The sequence below is a fragment of the Vibrio sp. OPT46 genome, from assembly GCF_015163535.1.
GTDB classification, from domain to species: domain Bacteria; phylum Pseudomonadota; class Gammaproteobacteria; order Enterobacterales; family Vibrionaceae; genus Vibrio; species Vibrio alginolyticus.
Genome location: NZ_JADDYG010000755.1, coordinates 1 through 489 on the forward strand (window position 1 = coordinate 1; position 489 = coordinate 489).

The window sequence follows — 489 nt, forward strand, 5'->3', positions numbered from 1 at the left end:
TAAGAAAAAGAATGGAACGAATGCCATCGCCATCATGGGTAGAGAATCGTTGAATATTGAAATACATCTCTGCTTGCCTCTTGGTCTGTGCTACCGCTTTTACTTAATTCGTTTCTTTTTGTGCTGGTTAAGTCTTATGAACGGCTTTTCTTTGTTCGAACTGAAAGCTTCATTTGAGCATTTACAAGTTTCACTTAACTTTCATTTAATGAAATTATTATAGTTTCAAATGAAATTTCAATTGATCAAAATCAAGATCTCGTTCGATTGTCAGATCTATAGTGATCCCATCATCAAAACGAAGATTTTGTTTAAGGTAGAAACCATGATCGAACTTTATTTAGATACTGCTGATGTGGCAGAAGTAAAACGCTTTAACCAGTGCCTACCACTAAAAGGCGTGACGACAAACCCAAGCATTTTGGCGAAGTCAAAACAGGGACTGAATGAAACCCTAGCAGGCATGCAAGAAGCACTTGGCGGTACACC

2 protein-coding genes are annotated in these 489 nt (G+C 37.8%); both read left to right on the plus strand.

Annotation, left to right across the window (positions count from 1 at the left end):
• Nucleotides 1-223: hypothetical protein (locus IQR33_RS34610; protein WP_228014180.1), on the plus strand; the 223-nt coding region annotated here is incomplete at its 5' end.
• 102 nt (nt 224-325) lie between these two features.
• Nucleotides 326-489 (plus strand): transaldolase family protein (locus IQR33_RS35720; protein ID WP_322631808.1); only part of this gene is annotated, 164 nt, incomplete at its 3' end.